The sequence below is a fragment of the Variovorax sp. FW301-JW7 genome, assembly GCF_058788795.1.
The window spans coordinates 394,315-414,804 of sequence record NZ_JBYTBC010000001.1 but is presented as its reverse complement, the minus strand read 5'-3'; the positions used below and the strand labels follow the sequence as shown (position 1 = coordinate 414,804).

Sequence of the window (20,490 nt, the reverse complement as noted above, 5' to 3'; positions counted from 1 at the left end):
TCCATGGCCATGACGAACAACCCCCTCCTCGACTTCACCGACCTCCCCCTGTTCGATCGCATCAAGCCCGAACACGTGTCGCCCGCGGTCGACGCGCTGCTGGCCGATGCCGAGGCCGCGCTGCAGACGGTGACGGCGCCCGAATTCCCGGCCGACTGGATCGCGATCTCCAAGGTGCTCGACGTGGCCTCCGAACGCTTCAGCCGCGCCTGGGGCGCCGTGGGCCACCTCAACGCCGTGGCCGACACGCCCGAGCTGCGCGCCGCCTACAACGAGGCCATGCCGCGCGTCACCGCCTTCTGGACCCGCCTGGGTTCCGACGAGCGCCTGTATGCCAAGTACAAGGCCATCGACCCGGCCACGCTCAACCCCGAACAGCGCCAGGCGCACAAGAACGCCGTGCGCAACTTCGTGCTCGGCGGCGCCGAGCTGCAGGGCGAGGCCAAGCAGCGCTTTGCCGACATCCAGGAACGCCAGGCCGAGCTGAGCCAGAAGTTCAGCGAGAACGCCCTCGACGCGACCGACGCCTTCGCGCACTACGCGCAGCTGGGTGAACTCGACGGCGTGCCCGAAGACGTGGTGAGCGCCGCGCGCGCGGCCGCCGAGGCCGAGGGCAAGCAGGGCTACAAGCTCACGCTCAAGATGCCGTGCTACCTGCCGGTGATGCAGTTCGCCAAGAGCAGCGCGCTGCGCGAAACCCTGTACCGCGCCTACGTGACGCGCGCCAGCGAACTCGGCGATCCGAAGTTCGACAACACCGCGCTCATCACCGAGATCCTTGCGCTGCGCGAGGAAGAATCGAAGCTGCTGGGCTACCAGAACTTCGGCGAACTCTCGGTCGTGCCCAAGATGGCCGAATCGCCCGAGCAGGTCGTCAAGTTCCTGCGCGACCTCGCCGCCAAGGCCAAGCCCTACGGCGAGCGCGACCTGGCCGACCTGCGCGCCTTCGCGGCGGAACAGCTGAACCTCGTCGACCCGCAGGCCTGGGACTGGACCTACGTGGGCGAGAAGCTCAAGGAAGCGCGCTACGCCTTCAGCGAGCAGGAGGTGAAGCAGTACTTCCCGGCGCCAAAGGTGATGGCCGGCCTGTTCAAGATCGTCGAGACACTGTTCGAAGTGTCGATCCGCCGCGACAGCGCGCCCACCTGGCACCCGAGCGTCGAGTTCTACCGCATCGAGCGCGCCGGCCAGAAGGTCGGCCAGTTCTACCTCGACCCCTCCGCCCGCGCCGCCAAGCGCGGCGGCGCCTGGATGGACGACGTGCGCGCCCGCTGGCTGCGCCCCGACGACGGCGTGCTGCAGACGCCGGTCGCGCAGCTGGTGTGCAACTTCGCCAGCGGCGTCGACGGCAAGCCGCCGCTGCTCACGCACGACGACGTGACCACGCTCTTCCACGAGTTCGGCCACGGCCTGCACCACATGCTCACGCAGGTGAACGAGCGCGACGTGTCGGGCATCAGCGGCGTCGAGTGGGACGCGGTCGAACTGCCGAGCCAGTTCATGGAGAACTTCTGCTGGGAGTGGGACGTGCTTGCCCACATGACGGCCCACGTCGACACCGGCGAGCCGCTGCCGCGCGCGCTGTTCGACAAGATGACCGCCGCCAAGAACTTCCAGAGCGGGCTGCAGACGCTGCGCCAGATCGAGTTCTCGCTGTTCGACATGCTGCTGCACACCGAGCACCAGGCCGCCGCTGCCGCACCGGGTGCCGTGATGGCGCTGCTCGGCCAGGTGCGCGCCGAAGTGGCCGTGATGCCCTCGCCGCCGTTCAGCCGCACGCCGAACACCTTCAGCCACATCTTCTCGGGCGGCTACGCGGCCGGCTACTACAGCTACAAGTGGGCCGAGGTGCTGAGCGCCGACGCCTACGCGGCCTTCGAGGAAACCGTGGGCGCCGACGGCGAGCCCAACATCGAGACCGGCCGCCGATACCGCCAGGCCATCCTGGAGGCCGGCGGCAGCCGCAGCGCGATGGATTCGTTCAAGGCCTTCCGGGGCCGCGAGCCGCAGCTTGATGCGCTGCTGCGACATCAGGGCATGGCTCAGGCCCAGCCCGCTTGATACGGCGCTGAAGCTTGCGATACTCGGGAGATATGTATCCGACTTTTTACAAACTCCCGATGCGCGGCCTGATCGGCCTGGTCCTCGTGCTGTCGACTGCCAGCGTGCTGGCACAGGCGGTCTACCGCCAGGTCGACAAGAACGGCAAGGTCACGTTCTCGGACCAGCCCCCCGTCGTCACCAACGCGCCGACGGGCGGGCCCCAGCCGGCCGGCGTCAACGCGCCGACCAACAGCGGGCTTCCCTACGAACTGCGCCAGGTGGCACAGCGCTACCCCGTCACGCTCTACAGCGGTGAGGGCTGCGGCCCCTGCAACGAGGCGCGCACGCTGCTCACCACGCGCGGCATTCCCTTCGAGGAACGCACCATCAAGAGCAACGAGGACGTCGACGCCCTGCAGCGCCTGAGCGGACAGAACGCGCTGCCGCTGCTGACCGTCGGGTCGCAGCAGCTCAAGGGCTTCTCGGATGTGGAATGGTCGCGCTACCTCGACGCAGCCGGCTATCCCAAGAGCAACAGCCTGCCCCCGGGCTACCGCCCGCCCGCAGCGCGTCCGCTCGTTGCGCAGCAGGCACCGGCGGCGGCTGCGCCCCGTGCGACCGACACGCCCCTGCAGCCGCCGAACCCCGCGCCGGCACCGCCCTCGAACGCACCGGGCCCGAACAACCCGGCCGGCATCAAGTTCTAGGGATAACGGGGGCCTCGCCCCCGTGCTCCCCGTGTTGCATCGCCGCCGCTCAGCCGGCGAACTGCAGCGTCTTCACACCCGACGCCGTGCCCAGCAGGCAGACATCGGCCTTCTGGTGCGCGAAGACCCCCACCGTCACCACGCCGGGCCACTGGCTCACTTCGGATTCGAAAGCGCGCGGGTCGGTGATCCGCAGGCCGGTCACGTCGACGATGTGCTGGCCGTTGTCGGTCACCAGCGGCAGGCCGTCTTTCTCGCGCACCTGGGCGATGCCGCCCAGGCTGGCGAACTGACGCATCACGCGGCGCACCGCCATCGGGATCACTTCCACCGGCAGCGGAAACGCGCCGAGCGTCTCGACCAGCTTGGAGGCGTCGGCGATGCAGACGAAGCGCTTGGACTGCGCCGCGACGATCTTCTCGCGCGTGAGCGCCGCGCCGCCGCCCTTCACCATGAAGCCCCGGTGGTCGATCTCGTCGGCGCCGTCGATGTAGACGGCCAGTTCTTCCACCTCGTTGCTGTCGAACACCGGAATGCCCAGCGCGCGCAGGCGTTCGGTGGACGCGACCGAGCTGGAGACGGCGCCCTTGATCTCGTCCTTGATCGTGGCCAGCGCGTCGATGAACTTGTTGACCGTGGAGCCGGTGCCCACGCCGACGATCTCGCCCTTGACCACGTAGGCCAGCGCGGCAAGGCCGACCTGGGCCTTGAGTTCATCCTGGGAAAGAGGGGTTGGGGAGGCGGGTGCGGTCATCGCGGAGAATCCTTGGCTCATTGAAGTCGAGAATTATCCGATGCCCCTGCTGCTGCCCTCTTCGCTCTATGGCCTGGCCCGCCCTTTTCTGTTCGGTTTCGACCCCGAGCACGCCCATGAAATCACCCTCGACGGGCTGGCCCGCACCCAGAACACGCCACTGGCCTGCGCCTACGCGGCGACGCGCGTCGAAGACCCGGTCCAGCTCGCAGGCCTGAATTTCCCCAACCGCGTCGGCCTGGCCGCCGGGCTGGACAAGAACGCACGCTGCATCGACGCCTTCGCAGCCATGGGCTTCGGTTTCGTCGAGGTCGGCACGGTCACGCCCAAGGGCCAGCCCGGCAACCCGAAGCCCCGCATGTTCCGCCTGCCGCAGCGCGACGCGCTGATCAACCGCCTGGGCTTCAACAACGATGGCCTCGACGCCTTCCTGGCCAACGTGCAGAAGGCCCGTTTCCGCAAGCAGGCCGGCGGCGGCAAGTCGCCCATGCTGCTGGGCCTGAACATCGGCAAGAACGCGGCCACGCCGATCGAGCGCGCGGTGGACGACTACCTGGCCTGCCTGGACGGCGTCTACCCGCACGCGGACTACGTGACGATCAACATCTCCAGCCCCAACACGGCCAACCTGCGCTCGCTGCAGAGCGACGAGGCGCTCGATGCGCTGCTGGGCGCCGTGGCCGAACGGCGCGAAGCACTGGCCACGCGCCACGGCAAGCGCGCGCCGCTGTTCGTGAAGATCGCCCCCGACCTCGACGACGCGCAGGTCGCGGTGATCGCCGCCACGCTGCAGCGCCACGGCATGGACGGCGTGATCGCCACCAACACCACGCTCGCGCGCGACGCGGTCGCCGGTCTGCCGCACGCGCAGGAAGCCGGCGGCCTCTCGGGCGCGCCCGTGCGCGAAGCCAGCAACCGCGTCATCGCGCAACTGCGCGCGGCACTGGGCAAGGACTTTCCGATCATCGGGGTGGGCGGCATCCTGAGTGCAGCGGATGCCAAGGCCAAGATCGCCGCGGGCGCGGACGTGGTGCAGATCTACACCGGCCTGATCTATCGCGGCCCCGGGCTGGTCCGCGAAACGGCCCAGGCACTGCAGCAGGATCGCCGCAAGGCCTGAGCCGGTTCTTCGAGCTGCTGCCGGTGGCTCAGCGCATGCGCCAGAGCACTGGCGCGATGACCGTGGCCCAGCGCAGCAGCCGCCTCGGGCGGATCACCGCCACGGCCGCAGCGGCGACAACCCCGGCAGCCACCGGGTGCTCGCGTGCAATGCGCAACGCGGTCGCCGCGGCCGATTCATTGACGGGCTCGCCCGTCGCCGGCTGCGTGTCGCGACCGCCCTGCAGGGTGGCGATGCGTTCACGCTGACGTTCCATGCGGGCCAGCAGCTCCTCGCGCGTGGCGGGGCGTGGCGGGCGCGGTGCTTCGTCGTCCTGCTCCGGGTCCTTGCCGAGGTTGAAACGGTCCTGGACCCAGGCCCAGTCGCGCTCGAACTCCTGAAAGGTCGGAACGAAGCTGTTGGAAGCATTGCTCAGGCTGCGCATCAGGCCGATGACGGCCGCCAGCCACAGCACCACCCAGACACCGGCCACCACCCAGGCGGCGGTGACGCGGTACGGCGTGTCCCAGTAATGCACGACCACCGCCATCGAGAGCAGCGCCACCGCGACGGTGGTCAGCCCCAGCACGGCGACGACCAGGACGAGGGTCAGCTTCAGGCGCTGCTTCTCGTCCTCCCAGGCCATGCGCAGCAACTGCACCCGGTCCTCGGCCGCCAGCGCACCTTCGGCCGCGGCGATGCGCAACCGGCGGATGCGGGCATCGAGCCCGAACAGGGACAGCAGTTTCATGCGCCGCCTCCGCCCTCACCGGCCACATCCGCGTGGCGACGGCGAACGAACGAACGACGGTGTGCGCTCAGGCCGGTGCGGTGACGCTCAGCGGCGGCCAAGCAACAGACCCACCAGCACGCCGACCGCCAGTGCGGCGCCGGCAACCTGCCAAGGTTCGTCGTGGGCGTAGGTGTTGGTGGCGGTGGCCGCCTGGCGCGCCTTCTTGGCAGCCAGCTTGCTCTTTTCGGAAGCCAGCTCGCGCGCGATGGCGAGCTTGGTGTCGATGCGTTGGCGCAGCGCCTTGATGTGGGGAACCGAATCCAGGTCCTTGCTGGCCAGCACGCCGCGCACGTCGCTTGCGATGTCTTCGGCTGCTGCTTCAAGATTGTTGGATGCACTCATTGGAATCTTTCCTCCGTGATGACACCGGCACCGCGCCGGCGGCTTCACGCCAGCATATGGCGTGCTGTCATGTTACAGGCTCGAAAGCCCCTCATGCGCGACAGATGTGCTCAGTTGTGCCCGAGTGCATGCATCAGGCCTCGGCGAGCAGGTCTGCAACGTGTCGTCCGATGGCCAGGCAACTGGTGAGTCCGGGCGACTCGATGCCGAAGAGATGGACCAGCCCCGGCACCCCATGCGACGCCGGCCCCGCAATCACGAAGTCGGCCGCAGGCGCGTCCGGCCCCGAGATCTTCGGACGCATGCCCGCATAGCCGGGAATCAACGCCCCGTCGGGCAACGCCGGCCAGTACCTGCGCACCTCGTCGTAGAAACGATCGCCACGCGCCGGATCGACCACGAGGTCATCGGCCGCCTCGACCCATTGCACATCGGGCCCGAACTTGGCCTGTCCGCCGAGGTCGAGCGTCAGGTGCACGCCGAGCCCGCCCGGCTCCGGCACGGGATAGATGAGCCGGCCGAACGGTGCGCGGCCCGCGAGCGTGAAGTAGTTGCCCTTGGCGAAGTATTCGCGCGGCACAGCCGACGCCGGCATGCCTTCGAAACGACGCGCCAACGCCGGGGCACCGAGCCCCGCCGCATTGACCACGGTGCGACAACGCAGCACCGTGCCATCGGCGGCGATCAGCACGACTGCGCCGTCCCCGCATTCGGCACGTTCGATGGGCGACTTGAGCGCCAGCATGCCGCCCGCGTTCTCGAGATCGCCGAGCAGGCCCAGCATCAGCGCATGGCTGTCGACGATGCCCGTGCTCGGTGAATGCAGCGCCGCGACGCAATGCAGTTGCGGTTCCATCGCAAGGGCTTGCTGCGCGGTAAGCAGGACCAGATCGTCCACCCCGTTGGCCGCCGCCTTCGCGCGGATCACCTCGAGTTGTCCTACCTGTTCGGCCGAGGTCGCGACGATGAGCTTGCCGCAGCGGCTGTGCGGCACGCCGCGCACCTGCGCGTAGCTGTAGAGCGCGTCGCGTCCTTCGACGCACAGCGTCGCCTTCAGCGAACCCTGTGGGTAATAGATGCCCGCGTGGATCACCTCGCTGTTGCGCGAACTCGTTCCCGTGCCGATGGCCCCTTCGGACTCCAGCACCAGCACCTCCCGGCCCGCGAGCGCCAATGCGCGCGCCACGGCCAGACCCACCACGCCGGCACCGATGACGGCGCAATCGATTTCATCCATCGCGCGAGCTTAGCGCGGCACGACGGGCGTTCGGCCTACCTCGCGCTCGGCGGTGGCTCGGGGTCGGTGGGCTCGTCGGGCGCGTGCTCCGGCCCTTCATCGGGCTCGACCGGCAGGTCGGGCGTGATCGGAGACGGAAGATCGGGTTGGGTGGCCATGGCTGCACTCCTTCGTTCCATCTCTTCGTTCTAGCGCGTTCTCACGCGCCTGCAAGCGGCCCGTGGCGAAAGGCGTCGTCGGTGCGCACCGACAGCAGACCTTCGCCCAGGCGCTCCAGCAAGAGGGCCACGCACGCTGCTGCTTCCTCGCCCCTCCCACACCGCACAGGGAGGATCACAGTGGACGATGCATGGCAGGGCCAGTCTAGGCATCGACGTGCCTTCGCACATGAGCCAAGCGCACCTTTGCGAGGGGGGCATGCGCCCTGCCCCGGTACGCCTGCGAGCGTGACAAAACGCCTGCCCGGGACCGGGCGCGTTTCGAGCATCGGCGTCGACAAAGAGCCGGCATCCGACCTGAAGAACCGTCCCCGCAACGCCATCCACGCCGCGGTGCGGCGATGAATTGCGGACGGGCCCGGTGCGTCGATGTCCGGGACCGGTTCGGACCTTCCGGCCAGTGCGACGGAAATCAACCGGGATCAATTCCGGCGCCCATGACGCCGCCGATCGGCCCAATTTCGCTGGCGACTGCCGCGAAGCATCCGGGTGCTCCGCTTGCTGACAGAGGAGAAATCACCTCATTGGATGCCGCTCCAAATTCTTAAAAAGAACGACGGCACCCAACCAATCAAATCCATCCTCAACAGTCATGGAAAACTTAAAATCAAGCGCCTCCAAGGCATCAAAGTAACATTTTCAATTGAATTTCTATAAATTCCAATTGCACTAAAAATTCAATAATCAAATAAATTGAAAGACAGATTTTTTCTTTCTCCGAAGAAAAACACCTACCCCATTTGAGCCGACAGCTTCCGAATGTTGATGTCATCCGTTTGTCTCAATTTGCGAAAAATCCAATCTCATCCTTCCATTTTTGACTTAATTTCGCAACAAAACTGAAATTCATACCGAATTTCAGACTTTCGAGCGTATCGACCGAAGGAGACGAAACAGCCATTTTTTTGAACTGACGTTCCGCTATAGCTTCAGAAATGCGTGACAAACCGCCCCCCACAAATGTCCTTGGTACCTCAAATGTCACGGCTTAGGTAGTTCTATTCAGAAATATTTATATCAAAGTGTAAACAAACAGAAAAGACCCAAACAAACGCCTCGCCAAGTTCCTAGGATCGCAACAAATCAAGAACCAAATTCAATTGAAATCAATTCAACCCCTTCAATTGTATTTTTCATTCACAGTCTGCAGCCGGGCAATTGCATGGACACCCACATTGCTTCGTCGCCGGAGGCCACCATGGCTTCGCAGGCCACGCTGGGCGACCTGTTCGTCTCGCCGCCTGCGCGCGCGGCGGCAGGCGAACGGCTCGGCGTCTCGCTGGCTCTCGACACCGGGTTCGCGCAGCGCTGGCTCGCGTCACTGGGCACCACGGGGTACCTGCCCGACACGCTCTTCGTGGGTGCCTGGTTGCTGCTGCAATCGCGCTGGCTGGGTGCGGTCCTGCCAGGGTCGCAAGGCATGCCGACGTCGCTGCCCGGCACCGCGAGCGCGTGGCTGACCCAGCTCGACCTCGCCCGCCGGACCACGCCGCCCACCGGCGACACCCCACCGCCGTTGCAGCTCGAAGCCCGGGCGGAACGCCCCGCCAGCCTGCACCTGGACGTCGACGCGAGCCTGATGGACGCGCCCTGCGCCAGCCGCCTGCTCGCTGCCATCGCCGACACCGCCGCCGATCTGCTGGCGCACCCCGACGCAGCACTCCACGGCATCCGTGTCCTGCCCGACGCCGACCGCCACGACCAGCTCGCCACCTGGACCACGCCGCCCGCCGCACCCGACCTGTCGCTCACCGTGCCCGCCGTGTTCCGCCGCCGGGCCATGGCCACGCCCGACGCGGTGGCGCTGGTGGAAGGCGACGAGACGATGCGCTACGGCGAACTCGACGCGCGCAGCGACCGGCTCGCACAGCGCCTGCAGCGCGCGGGCGTGCAGGCGGGCGACCCCGTCGGGATGGTGTTCGAGCGCTCGATGGCCGCCATCGTCGCCATGCTCGGCATCCTCAAGGCGGGCGCGGCCTACGTGCCGGTACCCACCGACTTTCCGCCCGAACGGGTCGCCGCCATGTTCGACCAGGCCGGCGTGCCCCGGGTCGTGACCACCGAGGCACTGGCCTCTCTCGTGCCGGCCCACCGCACTGCCCTGTGCATCGACGCACCTGAAGACGACGCGGACCCCGCGCCGTGGGCACCGCCGACCTTCGACGGCGAATCGCTGGCGTACCTCATGTACACCTCGGGCTCGACCGGCGTACCCAAGGGCATCGAGATCGGCCATCGCGCCATCCTGCGGCTGGTCGTCGACGTCGACTACATCGACCTCGCACCGGGGCGCGCGATGCTGCACGCCGCGCCGCTCGCCTTCGACGCCTCGACGCTCGAAGTCTGGGGGCCGTTGCTCAACGGCGGGTGCTGCGTGATCCACGGCGAACGGGTACCCACCGGCGCCGGCCTTGCACGCACCATCGCCCGCCACGAGGTACACACCGCCTGGCTCACGGCCTCGCTCTTCAACGCCGTGATCGATGGCGATCCGCAGCACCTCGCGGGCCTGGCGCACCTGTTCACCGGCGGCGAGGCGCTGTCGGTACCCCATGTGCGGCGCGCGCTCGACGCACTCCCCGGGCTCACGATCAGCAACGGCTACGGGCCGACCGAGTGCACGACCTTCGCGGCCACCCATCGCATCGAACGCGCCGCGATCGCAGCGGGCCCGCGCTCGGTACCGCTCGGGCGCCCGATCAAGGACACCGTGCTGCGCGTGCTGAGCCCGACACTGGAGTTGCTGCCCAGCGGACTCGTGGGCGAGCTGTGCATCGGCGGACACGGCCTGGCGCGCGGCTACCTGGGCCAGCCCGAACTCACGGCCGCGCGCTTCGTGCCCGATCCTTTCGGCGCGCCCGGCGACCGGCTCTACCGCACCGGCGACCTCGCCCGCTGGCTGCCCGACGGCACGATCGAATTCATCGGCCGCATCGACGGCCAGGTCAAGATCCACGGCCACCGCATCGAGACCGGCGAGGTCGAGGCGGCGATCCTCGCGCATCCCGCGGTGCAATCGTGCGCGGTGGTCGCGCGGCCCGGTCGCGACGGCCAGCTGCGCCTGGTCGCCTACCTGGTCGCACGCACGCAGAAGCTGGCGTGGGACACGCTGCGCGCGCACCTGGCGACCCGCCTGCCCGCGCCGCTGCTGCCGTCGGCGCAGGTGTGGCTTGCGCAGCTCCCCGTCACGCCCAACGGCAAGCTCGACCGCAACGCGCTGCCCGAGCCGGCCGCCGAGCGCCCCGAACTCGCGCAGCCTTTCGAAGCCGCGCGCGACGCGCTCGAGCAGCAGGTGTGCGACGCCTTCGCGCGCGCCCTGGGCATCGACAAGGCCGGGCGTCACGACAACTTCTTCGACCTGGGCGGCAGCTCGCTGCTGGTGCTGCAGGTGCTGGCGGACCTGCAGCGCGAGGGCGCGCCGCCGCTGTCGACCAACCTCTTCTTTCGCCACCCGACACCGGGCGCCATCGCGGCGCAACTGCAGTCGGCTGGCGAGGCGCCGCAGGCGCCACACCCCGTGCCCGTGCGCGAGGACGCCGCCCGCGTCCCCGAGCCCATCGCTCTCATCGCCACCGCCGGTCGCTTCCCCGGCGCGGGCGATGTGGAGCAGTTCTGGGACAACCTCGTCGCCGGGCGCGACACCGTCAGCTTCTTCGACGACGCCAGCCTGGACGCCGGCGTCAGCGAGTCGCTGCGCCGCGACCCGGCCTATGTGCGGGCGCGCGGCGTGATCGACGGCATCGAGGGCTTCGATGCCGCCTTCTTCGGCATTGGCCCGAAGGAAGCCGCGCTCATGGACCCGCAGCACCGCGTGTTCCTCGAGATCTGCTGGGAGTGCCTGGAACGCGCCGGCTATGTGCCCGACGAAGCGCCGGGTCCGGTGGGCGTGTATGCAGGCACGTACAACGCCACCTACTTCCAGCGCCACGTGGCCTCGCGGCCCGACCTCGTGGAGGCCGTCGGCGAATTCCAGGTGATGCTGGCCAACGAGAAGGACTACATCACCACCCGCGTGGCCAACCGGCTCAACCTGCGCGGGCCGGCGGTGAGCGTCAACACCGCGTGCTCGACCTCGCTGGTCGCGGTGGCCCAGGCCTTCCACGCGCTGCGCACGGGCCAGTGCTACATGGCGCTGGCGGGCGGCGCCTCGGTCACCTGCCCGCCGCGCAGCGGCTACCTCTACAACGAGGGGTCGATGCTCTCGCCCGACGGCCACACACGCAGCTTCGACGCGCAGGCCAAGGGCACCGTGTTCAGCGACGGCGCCGCCGTGGTGCTGCTCAAGCGGCTGTCCGACGCGCAGGCCGACGGCGACACCGTCTATGCCGTGCTGCGCAGCGCCTGCGTCAACAACGACGGCGGCGCCAAGGCCAGCTTCACCGCGCCCAGCGTGGACGGCCAGGCGGCCGTGATCCGCGCCGCGCTGGCCGCGGCGGACGTGGACGCGCGCAGCATTTCCTACGTGGAAGCACACGGCACCGCCACACCGATGGGCGACCCGGTCGAGGTCGAGGCGCTGGCCGTCGCGTATGCCGAGCACACCGACGCGCGGGGCTACTGCACGCTGGGCTCGCTCAAGAGCAACGTGGGCCACATGGTCACGGCCGCGGGCGCCGCCGGCCTCATCAAGACGGCGCTGTCGCTGCACCACGAGCTGATTCCGCCCACCGCGCACTTCACGGCGCCGAACCCGGCGATCGACTTCGCGCGCACGCCGTTCCATGTCAGCAACCAGCTGCAGCCGTGGCCGCGGGCCGCGCTGCCGCGCCGCGCGGGCGTCAGCTCGTTCGGTGTCGGGGGCACCAATGCGCACGTCGTGCTCGAGGAAGCGCCGGCGCGGCAGGCACGCACCACGCAACCGGGCGTCCACGTGCTGGCGCTGTCGGCGCGCTCGGAGGCCGCGCTGGCGGTCGCGACGCAGCAGCTGGCGACGCATCTCGAAGAACAGCCCGGGCTCTGCCTGGGCGACGCGGCGTTCACCCTGTGCGTCGGCCGCAAGGCCCATGCCTTCCGCCGCGCCGTGGTGGCCGGCGATGCGGCGCAGGCCATCGAGGCCTTGCGATCGGAGAACACGGCCTGGCGCGTGAGCGACCGGATCGCCGAGCGCGCGCCGCAGCCCGTGCTGATGTTCCCGGGCCAGGGCGCGCAGTACCCGGGCATGGGCCGCGCGCTGCATGCGGGCGACCCGGTGTTCGCGGCCGCGTTCGACAACTGCCTGCGCGCCTTCGAGGACGCACTCGACTTCGACCTGCGCGAGCGCCTGTTCGCAGACGACCCGCAGGCGCTCGCGCCGACGGCCGTCACGCAGCCCGCGCTCTTCACGCTCGAGTACGCGCTCGCGCGGCGGCTGCTGTCGCTGGGCCTGCGCCCGCACGCGCTGATCGGCCACAGCGTCGGGGAATTCGTCGCGGCCGTGATCGCCGGCGTGATGCGCCTGGAAGATGCGGCCCGGCTCATTGCGCGCCGCGGCGCGCTCATGCAGGCACAGCCCGCCGGGACGATGCTGTCGGTGCGCCTGGGCGCGGACGCGCTGGCCTCGCGGCTCGCGTCCGCGCCCCAGGTCTCGCTCGCCGCGGAGAACGCACCCGGCGCCTGCGTGGCCGCCGGCCCCACCGAGGCCATCGCCGAACTCCAGGCCGCGCTCGAAGCCGAGGGCGTCGCCTGCCGGCTGCTGCAGACCTCGCACGCCTTTCACTCCGCCATGATGGACGCCGCGGTGGCGCCCTTCGAGGCGCTCGTGGGCCAGGTGGCGCTGCACGCGCCGCAGATCCCCATTTACTCCACGTTCACCGGCCGCCTGCTCGAAGACGCGCAGGCCACGAGCCCGGCCTACTGGGCGCAGCACCTGCGCGGCACCGTGCGCTTCTCGCCGGCGCTGCAGAGTGCCGCGGACGACGCCACCCATCCGGTGTTCGTGGAAGTCGGTCCGCGCAACACGCTGGCCGCGCTGGTGCGCCAGCACCGCGTGCCAGGCCTTGTCGCAGCGGTGTCGCTGCTGCACGGCGAGCCGGCCGACGAGCCCCGCACCCTGCGCCTGGCCGCCGCGCGCCTGTGGACCTGCGGCGCCGAGGTCGACCTCGCGCTGCTGGCACCGCGCACCGGCGCCCGGCGCGTGTGCCTGCCCACCTACCCGTTCGAACGCAAGCGCTTGTGGGTCGACATCGCGCCCACCGCGCCGGTGTCGCCCGCCTTGCCTGTTTCCTTGGAGCCGATCGTGACCGCTGCAGCGCCCTCGCCTCACCTGCCTGCGCCTTCTCCCCTGCCGCCCGATGCATCGCGTGCGGCGTCGATCGACGCGCGATTGCGGGCCCTCTTCGAAGACATCTCGGGCATCGACATGGCGCAGGCCGAGGGCCAGGCCTCGTTCGGCGAGATCGGCATGGACTCGCTCACGCTGACGCAGGCGGCCACGCAGATCAAGAAGCGCTTCAAGGTCGAGCTGAGCTTCCGCCAGCTGATGGAGAACTACCGCAGCTTCGACGCGCTGGCCACGTACCTGCAGCAGAGCCTGCCGCCCGAGGCCGAGCCGGTGGCCGCGCCCGCCATGCCTGCGGCCCCCACCGTGCAGGCGTCCATGCCAGCCCCAGGGCTCCCGCAGCCCACCGGCCTGCTGAACCAGGTGATCGCGCAGCAGATGGAGCTGATGCGCCAGCAACTCGCGCTCCTGTCCGGCGGGGCCGCGCCGGTCGCACCCGAGGCCGCACCCGCCGTGCAGCCACCACAACCACCCGCCGAAGCCCCGCTTCGCTACGACGTCAACAAGGCCTTCGGTGCCATCGCCCGCATCCACACCCAACGCACCGCCGAGCCCAGCGCGCGGCAGAAGGCGCGGCTGGCGACCTTCGTGCGGCGCTATGTCGAACGCACGCAGAAGAGCAAGCGCTTCACCGAGGACAACCGCGCCCACATGGCCGACCCGCGCGTGGTCAACGGCTTTCGCCCGCTGACCAAGGAGATCACCTACCAGATCGTGATCGAGCGCTCCAAGGGCTCGAAGATGTGGGACATCGACGGCAACGAGTACGTCGACGCGCTCAACGGCTTCGGACTGAACCTGTTCGGCTGGCAACCCGACTTCGTGCAGGACGCCGTGGGCCGCCAGCTCGACGCGGGCTACGAGATCGGGCCGCAGCATCCGCTCGCGGCCGACGTGACCCGCCTCATCTGCGAACTCACGGGCAGCGAACGCGCCGGCCTGTGCAACACCGGCTCCGAGGCCGTGATGGCGGCGCTGCGCATCGCGCGCACCGTCACCGGGCGCAGCACGGTGGTGGCCTTCACGGGCTCCTACCACGGCACCTTCGACGAAGTGCTGGTGCGCGCCGGCAAGGGTGGCAAGGGCCTGTCGGCCGCGCCTGGCGTGATGAGCGGCATGTTCGGCGACATCCGCGTGCTCGACTACGGCACGCCCGAGGCGCTGGCCTTCATCCGCGACAACGCCGCGGACCTGGCGGCCGTGCTGGTCGAGCCGGTGCAAAGCCGCCGCCCCGACTTCCAGCCGCGCGAGTTCCTGCACGACGTGCGCGAGGTCACCGCGACGAACGGCTGCTGCCTCATCTTCGACGAGGTCATCACCGGCTTTCGCAGCGCGCTGGGCGGCGCGCAGGAACTGTTCGGCGTGCGCGCCGACCTGGCCACCTACGGCAAGGTGATCGGCGGCGGCTTTCCGGTCGGTGTGATCGCCGGCAAGCGCGAGTTCATGGACGCGCTCGACGGCGGCGCCTGGCAGTACGGCGACGACTCGATCCCGGGCGTGGGCGTGACCTACTTCGCCGGCACCTTCGTGCGCCATCCGCTCGCGCTCGCCGCGGCCAAGGCCTCGCTCACGCACCTGAAGGAGGCCGGGCCCGCGCTGCAGGCCGGGCTCAACGCGAGCACGACCGCCATGGCCACGGAACTCTCGGGCTGGTGCCGGGAGGTCGGCGCGCCGATCGAGATCCGCCATTTCGCCTCGCTGTGGCGCGTGAGCTGGCTCGAAGACCAGCCGCTGCAGGACCTGCTGTTCGCCATGATGCGCAGCCGCGGCGTGCACATCCTGGACAACTTCCCGTGCTTCCTCACGAGCGCGCACAGCGCCGAGGACATCGCCTTCCTGCAGCGTGCCTTCAAGGAGTCAGTCGCCGAGATGCAGGAATCCGGCTTCCTTCCGCGCCGCGCTCCCGCCCCGACCCGCTTCGACGCGCACCAGCCCGCCGAGGACGGCAGCGTGCTGGCCCGCGACAGCGACGGCCAGCCGTACTGGTACGTACCCGAAGACGCCGCCTCGCAGGCGCGCCTCATCAACGGAAAGGCTGCAGCATGAACGCCGCACTCAAGCCCACCGCGAGCGGTGGCCTCGTCGAATGCATCATCGCGACCACCGAGTCGCAGCGCGAAATCTGGCTCGGCGCCTCGCTGGGCTCCGAGGCCTCGATGGCCTACAACGAGTCGGTCGTGCTGCGCCTGCGCGGCGCGCTCGACGCCGACGCCATGGCGCGCGCCACCGACCGTCTGCTAGAACGCCACCAGGCGCTGCGCGCCACGATCTCGCCGGACGGCAGCTTCATGCTGGTCAGCCCGCCCACCGGGAACCACCTGGTCCGCCACGACCTGGGCGGGCTGGCGCCCGAAGCCCTCGCGCAGGCGCTGCACGCGGCCCACGACGACGCCGTGTGCACGCCGTTCCCGCTCGAACACGGGCCGCTGTTCCGGGCCGTGCTGTACCGCCTGGGCGATGACGAGCACGAGCTCGTGATGTCGGCGCACCACGTGGTCTGCGACGGCTGGTCGTGGGCGGTCATCACCGAGCAGCTGGGCCACCTCTATGCGGAGGAAACCGGCGTGGGGCTCAAGCTCAAGGCCGCACCGCTCTTCGCGGACTTCGCCGCCGAGGAAGCCGCCGCCGCCGCGAGCCCCGAGATGCAGGCGCACATCGACTACTGGCTGGCGCGCTTTGCCGGCACCACGCAGCCGGTGCTCGACCTGCCGCTGGACCGCCCCCGCCCGGCCGTGCGCACCTTCAACTCGCGCCGCGCCGAGCGCCTGCTCGACCGGCGCGTGGTCGGCGCCGTGCGCATCGCGAGCACCAAGGCCGGCGTCAGCCTGTTCACGGGCCTGCTCAGCGGCTTCGTGGCGACGCTGCACCGCCTCACGGGCCAGGAAGACATCGTCGTCGGCATCCCGACCTCGGGCCAGCTCGCGCACGACGTGCCCGGCCTGGTCGGCCATTGCGTGAACCTGCTGCCGCTGCGCATCGCCGCGCACCCGGCCATGCGCTTCGACGCGCTGATGGACGAATGCAGCACCGCCGTGCTCGACGCCTTCGATCACCAGGCCCTGACCTACGGCGCGCTGCTGGGCCAGCTGTCGCTCGAGCGCGACCCGAGCCGGCTGCCGCTGGTGAGCGTGAGCTTCAACGTCGACCCCGACGTGGCGAGCAGCGCGCAGGCCTTCACCACGCTCGACGTGCTGCAGGACACCATCGCCCGGCGCTACGAGAACTTCGAACTCTTCGTGAACCTGCGCCCGCACGCCGGCAGCCTGCAGGTCGAGGCCCAGTACAACACCGACCTGTTCGACGACGTGAGCGTGCAGCGCTGGCTCGACATGTTCGAGTGCGTGCTGCAGTCGGCCGCGCACAAGCCCGAGGACACCATCGGCGGGCTCGACGTGCTGTCGGCCGGCGCCGCGCGCGCGCTGCTGGCGCTGCAGCCCGCGCGCGTGCCGCTGCGCGGCGCGCCGCTGGCGCACGCCGGCTTCGTGGCGCGCGTGCCGCAGCAGCCGCACCGCCCGGCGGTGCGCGACGGCGCACGCAGCTGCAGCTACGGCGAACTCGACGCGCTGTCCAACCGCCTGGCGCGTGCGTTGCGCGCGCGCGGCGTGGGGCGCGGGCAGCGCGTGGGGCTGTGCCTGGAACGCAGCCTGGAGATGGTCGTCGCGATGCTGGGCATCCTCAAGGCGGGCGCGTCCTACGTGCCGCTGGACCCCGCGTTTCCGCCGGCGCGGCTGGACCACTACGCCAGCGACGCCACCCTCGCCCTGATGCTGACCTCGTCCGACATCGCGGTGGCGCCGCGCGACTGGCGCGTCGACGCCGACCAGCGCATCTTCGAGATCGATCGCGACACCGCCTGGCGCCAGCTCTCGGGCGACGCGCTGCCGCCGAGCAGCGACGACCCCGGCTCCGAAGACGCGGCCTACGTGATCTACACCTCCGGCTCCACCGGCCTGCCCAAGGGCGTCATTGCGCACCATCGGGGCGTGGCGCACCTGCTGCAGTGGATGCAGCGCGAATCGGGCATCGGCCCGTCCGACCGCATCGCCGCCGTTACCACGCTGTCGTTCGACATGGCCGTGCCCGACCTGCTGCTGCCGCTGGCGACGGGCGCCGAGCTGGTGATGGTGCAGCGCGAGGTCGCCATGGACGGCAACCGCCTGTCGCAGGCGCTGGACGACGAACAGATCACGCTGCTGAACGCCACGCCCGGCATGTGGCAACTGCTGCTCGATGCCCAGTGGGCCGGCGGCACACCCGGTTTTCGCGGCTGGACCGGCGGCGAGGCGCTGCGTCCGAGCATGGCGCTGGCCCTGTGCGAGCGCATGGAAGGCCTGTGGAACGGCTACGGACCGACCGAGACGACGGTGTACTCCTCCGCCTGGCATGTGCGTCCCGAAGAGATCGCCTCGCGCGGCGTGTCGATCGGCAGGCCCGTCGACAACACCGAGATCTGGATCCTCGACGCCGACCTGCAGCCCTGCCCGATCGGCGTGCCCGGCGAAATCTGCATCGCGGGCGAAGGCGTCTCGCTGGGCTACCTCGACCGCCCCGCGCTGACCGCCGAGCGCTTCGTCACGGTGCGCATCTTCGGCGCCACCAAGAAGGTCTACCGCACCGGCGACCGCGGCCGCTGGCGCAACGACGGGCTGCTCGACCACCTGGGCCGGCTCGACTTCCAGGTCAAGGTGCGCGGCTACCGCATCGAGCCCGGCGAGATCGAGGTGCGCTGCTGCGAAGCGGCCGGCGTCTCGCGCAGCGTGGTCGTGGCCCGCGAGGACACCCCCGGCGACGTGCGCCTGGTGGCCTACCTGGCGCTGGTGCCCGGCGGCGGCTTCGACCTCGATGCGCTGATGGTGCACCTGCGCAAGCACCTGCCGGTCTTCATGCTGCCGCAGCACGTGGTGACGCTCGATGCGCTGCCCACGCTGCCCAACGGCAAGGTCGACCGCGTCTCGCTGCCGCCGCCGCAGGCGGTGGCGCGCGACGAGGTGCGGCGCGGCGCCGGTCCGCGCAACGCGCACGAGCGCCAGGTGCTCGCGGTCATGGAGAAAGTGCTGAGCCTGCCGGGCCTGGACATGCACGACAACTTCTTCACCATGGGCGGCCACTCGCTGCTGGCCGCGCGGCTCACCACGCTGCTGAGCCACGAGTTCCAGGTCACGCTGCCTCTGCGTGCGCTGTTCGAGGCGCCCACGGCCGAGAAGCTGGCCGCGGCCATCGAGGCCCTCCAGGGCGCGGGCGTCGGCCTGCAGGCGCCGATTGCCTGCCACCTGGATCGCCGCAGCGCACCGCTCACGCCCTCGCAGGAGCGCATCCGCTTCATGGAGCAGCTGTATACGGGCCGCTCGGTCTACAACGCGCCGTCGGCGCAGCGGCTCACCGGCAAGCTCGACGCCGCGCGCTTCGAAGACGCGCTGCGCGAGATGATCCGCCGCCAGCCGACGCTGCGCACCTGCGTCGGCTTCGACAAGGACACGGGTCGGCCGATCCAGTCGATCGCAGCGTCGGTGGAATTCGCCTTGCCGCTGGTCGACCTGCGCGGCCTGCCCGCGGACCAGCGCGAGGCGGAGCTGGCCGAGCAGATGCAGGAGCTGTCGGACCGGCCGATCGACATCCACAGCGCGCCGATGATGCGCGCGACCCTGTTCCAGCTCGACGACACCGAGCACGTCTTCCTGTTCGTGCCGCATCACCTGATCTGGGACGGCTGGTCCTTCGACCTGATGCAGCGCGAACTGGCTGCGTTCTACGACGCCGCCGAACGCGGCCGTCCGCACAACCTGCCCGCGCTCGCCACCACCCAGGGCGACTATGCCGAGTGGCTCGAGACCTGGCTGACCGAACCGGCCTGCGAAGAGCAGCTCGCGTTCTGGCGCGGCCGGCTCGCGGGTGCCAAGGCCGTGCGCCCGCCCCGCACCGACATGCCGCGCCGCGCGGGCAAGAGCGGCCAGGGTGGCGCGCACTGGATCCACATCGACCTGCAGAGCACGCAGCGGCTGCGCGAGGTGGCGCGCGACATGGACGTGACGCTCAGCATGCTGACCTTCGGCATCTACGCGCTGACCATGGCCCAGGCCACCGGCAACGACGCCATCGTCATCGCGAACCCGGTGCGCGGACGCCAGCAGGCCGAGACGGAAGACGTCATGGGCTTCTTCAGCAACGTGCTGCCGGTCTCGCTCGCGGTCGACATGGCGCTGCCGCTGCCCGACTTCATGCGCTACGTGAAGCAGGAGCTGCTGTCGATGATGAACCACCAGCAGGTGCCGTTCGAGCGCCTGATGGCCGAGCCCGGCTATGCAGGGCAGATCAAGGCCTCCGGGCCCTACCAGGCGATGTTCTCGTTCCAGGACGCCCGCGAGCGCGCGCGCACCGTCGGCAGCCTGCAGACCCGTCAGGTGCACGTGATGCAGCACGGCGCCACCGACGACGTCGGCGTGTGGCTGATGGACAAGCCGCACGGCCTGGAAGGCGCGCTGCTCTACAACGCCGACGTCTACCTGCGCGAGACCGGCGCCCAGCTGCGCGAGCGCTACCTCGAGGTGCTGGGCCGCATCGCCGACCACCCGAACGCCACGCTGGCCGAGATCGCCAGCACCGAAGGCTCGGCCAGCGCGCGCTATCTGCGCAAGCTGGCGGCCGACGACGCGGACAAGGGTGCGCCGGCCGAGCCCCTCAACGGCGACGCGCGCGAGGCGAAGCGAGGCCTGCTCAGCCCCGAGCACGCCCAGCTGGCCCAGATCTGGGCCGACGTGATCGGCATCGACGTCGACGAGATCCGCGCCAGCGACAACTTCTTCGACCTCGGCGGCGACTCGCTGCTGGTGCTGCGCGCCGTGCAGCAGGCGGCGCAGACGCTGGGGCACCGCGTGGAGCCGCGCCGCTACCTGTTCGAGAACCTCGGGCAGATCGCCTCTTCGGCGCCCGGCACGGCGCACGGCGTGCCCCCGGACCTCGCCGACCTGGCTGCCGGCACGGCCGCGCATGCACAGCGCGGCGGGCTGCTCGGCGCACTCGGCAACTGGCTGCGCAAGGGGTGAC

Annotated in this window: 11 protein-coding genes; 5 read left to right on the top strand and 6 right to left on the bottom strand. The window is 69.8% G+C overall.

The genetic code is table 11. The features are described from left to right. Positions 1 to 3 precede the first annotated feature (3 nt). Positions 4 to 2,061, top strand: a complete 2,058-nt coding sequence (locus AC3WQM_RS01715) for a M3 family metallopeptidase (protein WP_492676695.1) — start codon at positions 4 to 6, stop codon at positions 2,059 to 2,061. A 59-nt stretch (positions 2,062 to 2,120) separates the two neighbouring features. Beyond that, a complete protein-coding gene (locus AC3WQM_RS01710; RefSeq protein WP_307693132.1) occupies positions 2,121 to 2,750 on the top strand; it encodes a glutaredoxin family protein in 630 nt (209 codons plus the stop codon). Between the two features lie 49 nt (positions 2,751 to 2,799). Here the strand turns inward: AC3WQM_RS01710 and rpiA are convergent, their stop codons facing one another. Then, a complete protein-coding gene (gene rpiA, locus AC3WQM_RS01705) occupies positions 2,800 to 3,504 on the bottom strand; it encodes a ribose-5-phosphate isomerase RpiA (RefSeq protein ID WP_492676694.1) in 705 nt (234 codons plus the stop codon). A gap of 40 nt (positions 3,505 to 3,544) precedes the next feature. Between rpiA and AC3WQM_RS01700 the strand changes: the two genes are divergently transcribed. Continuing rightward, positions 3,545 to 4,624 (top strand): quinone-dependent dihydroorotate dehydrogenase, encoded by a 1,080-nt coding sequence (locus AC3WQM_RS01700; RefSeq protein WP_492676693.1) that lies wholly within the window; start codon positions 3,545 to 3,547, stop codon positions 4,622 to 4,624. A gap of 28 nt (positions 4,625 to 4,652) precedes the next feature. On the opposite strand, the gene AC3WQM_RS01695 is transcribed toward AC3WQM_RS01700, so the two are convergent. The 5 genes from AC3WQM_RS01695 to AC3WQM_RS01675 form a co-directional block, all read right to left on the bottom strand. Continuing rightward, the gene (locus AC3WQM_RS01695) at positions 4,653 to 5,354 is read right to left on the bottom strand and encodes a phage holin family protein (protein WP_492676692.1); all 702 of its coding nucleotides are present in this window, start codon (positions 5,352 to 5,354) and stop codon (positions 4,653 to 4,655) included. An 87-nt stretch (positions 5,355 to 5,441) separates the two neighbouring features. Continuing rightward, a complete protein-coding gene (locus AC3WQM_RS01690; protein WP_056580064.1) occupies positions 5,442 to 5,738 on the bottom strand; it encodes a glycine zipper domain-containing protein in 297 nt (98 codons plus the stop codon). A gap of 133 nt (positions 5,739 to 5,871) precedes the next feature. Continuing rightward, complete coding sequence (locus AC3WQM_RS01685) at positions 5,872 to 6,975, bottom strand: NAD(P)/FAD-dependent oxidoreductase (protein WP_492676691.1); 1,104 nt, start codon at positions 6,973 to 6,975, stop codon at positions 5,872 to 5,874. 35 nt (positions 6,976 to 7,010) lie between these two features. After that, complete coding sequence (locus AC3WQM_RS01680; RefSeq protein ID WP_062479916.1) at positions 7,011 to 7,133, bottom strand: hypothetical protein; 123 nt, start codon at positions 7,131 to 7,133, stop codon at positions 7,011 to 7,013. An 841-nt stretch (positions 7,134 to 7,974) separates the two neighbouring features. Beyond that, on the bottom strand, positions 7,975 to 8,178 hold the full coding sequence (locus AC3WQM_RS01675; protein ID WP_492676689.1) for a hypothetical protein: 204 nt from the start codon (positions 8,176 to 8,178) through the stop codon (positions 7,975 to 7,977). A 177-nt stretch (positions 8,179 to 8,355) separates the two neighbouring features. On the opposite strand from AC3WQM_RS01675, the gene AC3WQM_RS01670 reads away from it, so the two are divergent. Together AC3WQM_RS01670 and AC3WQM_RS01665 are read left to right on the top strand one after the other, a co-directional pair. Next, positions 8,356 to 15,495, top strand: coding sequence for a hybrid non-ribosomal peptide synthetase/type I polyketide synthase (locus AC3WQM_RS01670; RefSeq protein ID WP_492676688.1), 7,140 nt, complete (start codon positions 8,356 to 8,358; stop codon positions 15,493 to 15,495). Continuing rightward, positions 15,492 to 20,489, top strand: a complete 4,998-nt coding sequence (locus AC3WQM_RS01665; RefSeq protein ID WP_492676686.1) for an amino acid adenylation domain-containing protein — start codon at positions 15,492 to 15,494, stop codon at positions 20,487 to 20,489. Before AC3WQM_RS01670 ends, AC3WQM_RS01665 begins: the two co-directional genes overlap by 4 nt. The last annotated feature ends 1 nt before the right edge of the window (position 20,490 follow it).

Bases quoted from the DNA above. Each gene is read 5' to 3' on its own strand.
- AC3WQM_RS01715 (WP_492676695.1), top strand. From the start codon at position 4: ATGGCCATGACGAACAACCCCCTCCTCGACTTCACCGACCTCCCCCTG.
- AC3WQM_RS01710 (WP_307693132.1), top strand. From the start codon at position 2,121: ATGCGCGGCCTGATCGGCCTGGTCCTCGTGCTGTCGACTGCCAGCGTG.
- rpiA (WP_492676694.1), bottom strand. From the start codon at position 3,504: ATGACCGCACCCGCCTCCCCAACCCCTCTTTCCCAGGATGAACTCAAG.
- AC3WQM_RS01700 (WP_492676693.1), top strand. From the start codon at position 3,545: ATGCCCCTGCTGCTGCCCTCTTCGCTCTATGGCCTGGCCCGCCCTTTT.
- AC3WQM_RS01695 (WP_492676692.1), bottom strand. From the start codon at position 5,354: ATGAAACTGCTGTCCCTGTTCGGGCTCGATGCCCGCATCCGCCGGTTG.
- AC3WQM_RS01690 (WP_056580064.1), bottom strand. From the start codon at position 5,738: ATGAGTGCATCCAACAATCTTGAAGCAGCAGCCGAAGACATCGCAAGC.
- AC3WQM_RS01685 (WP_492676691.1), bottom strand. From the start codon at position 6,975: ATGGATGAAATCGATTGCGCCGTCATCGGTGCCGGCGTGGTGGGTCTG.
- AC3WQM_RS01680 (WP_062479916.1), bottom strand. From the start codon at position 7,133: ATGGCCACCCAACCCGATCTTCCGTCTCCGATCACGCCCGACCTGCCG.
- AC3WQM_RS01670 (WP_492676688.1), top strand. From the start codon at position 8,356: ATGGACACCCACATTGCTTCGTCGCCGGAGGCCACCATGGCTTCGCAG.
- AC3WQM_RS01665 (WP_492676686.1), top strand. From the start codon at position 15,492: ATGAACGCCGCACTCAAGCCCACCGCGAGCGGTGGCCTCGTCGAATGC.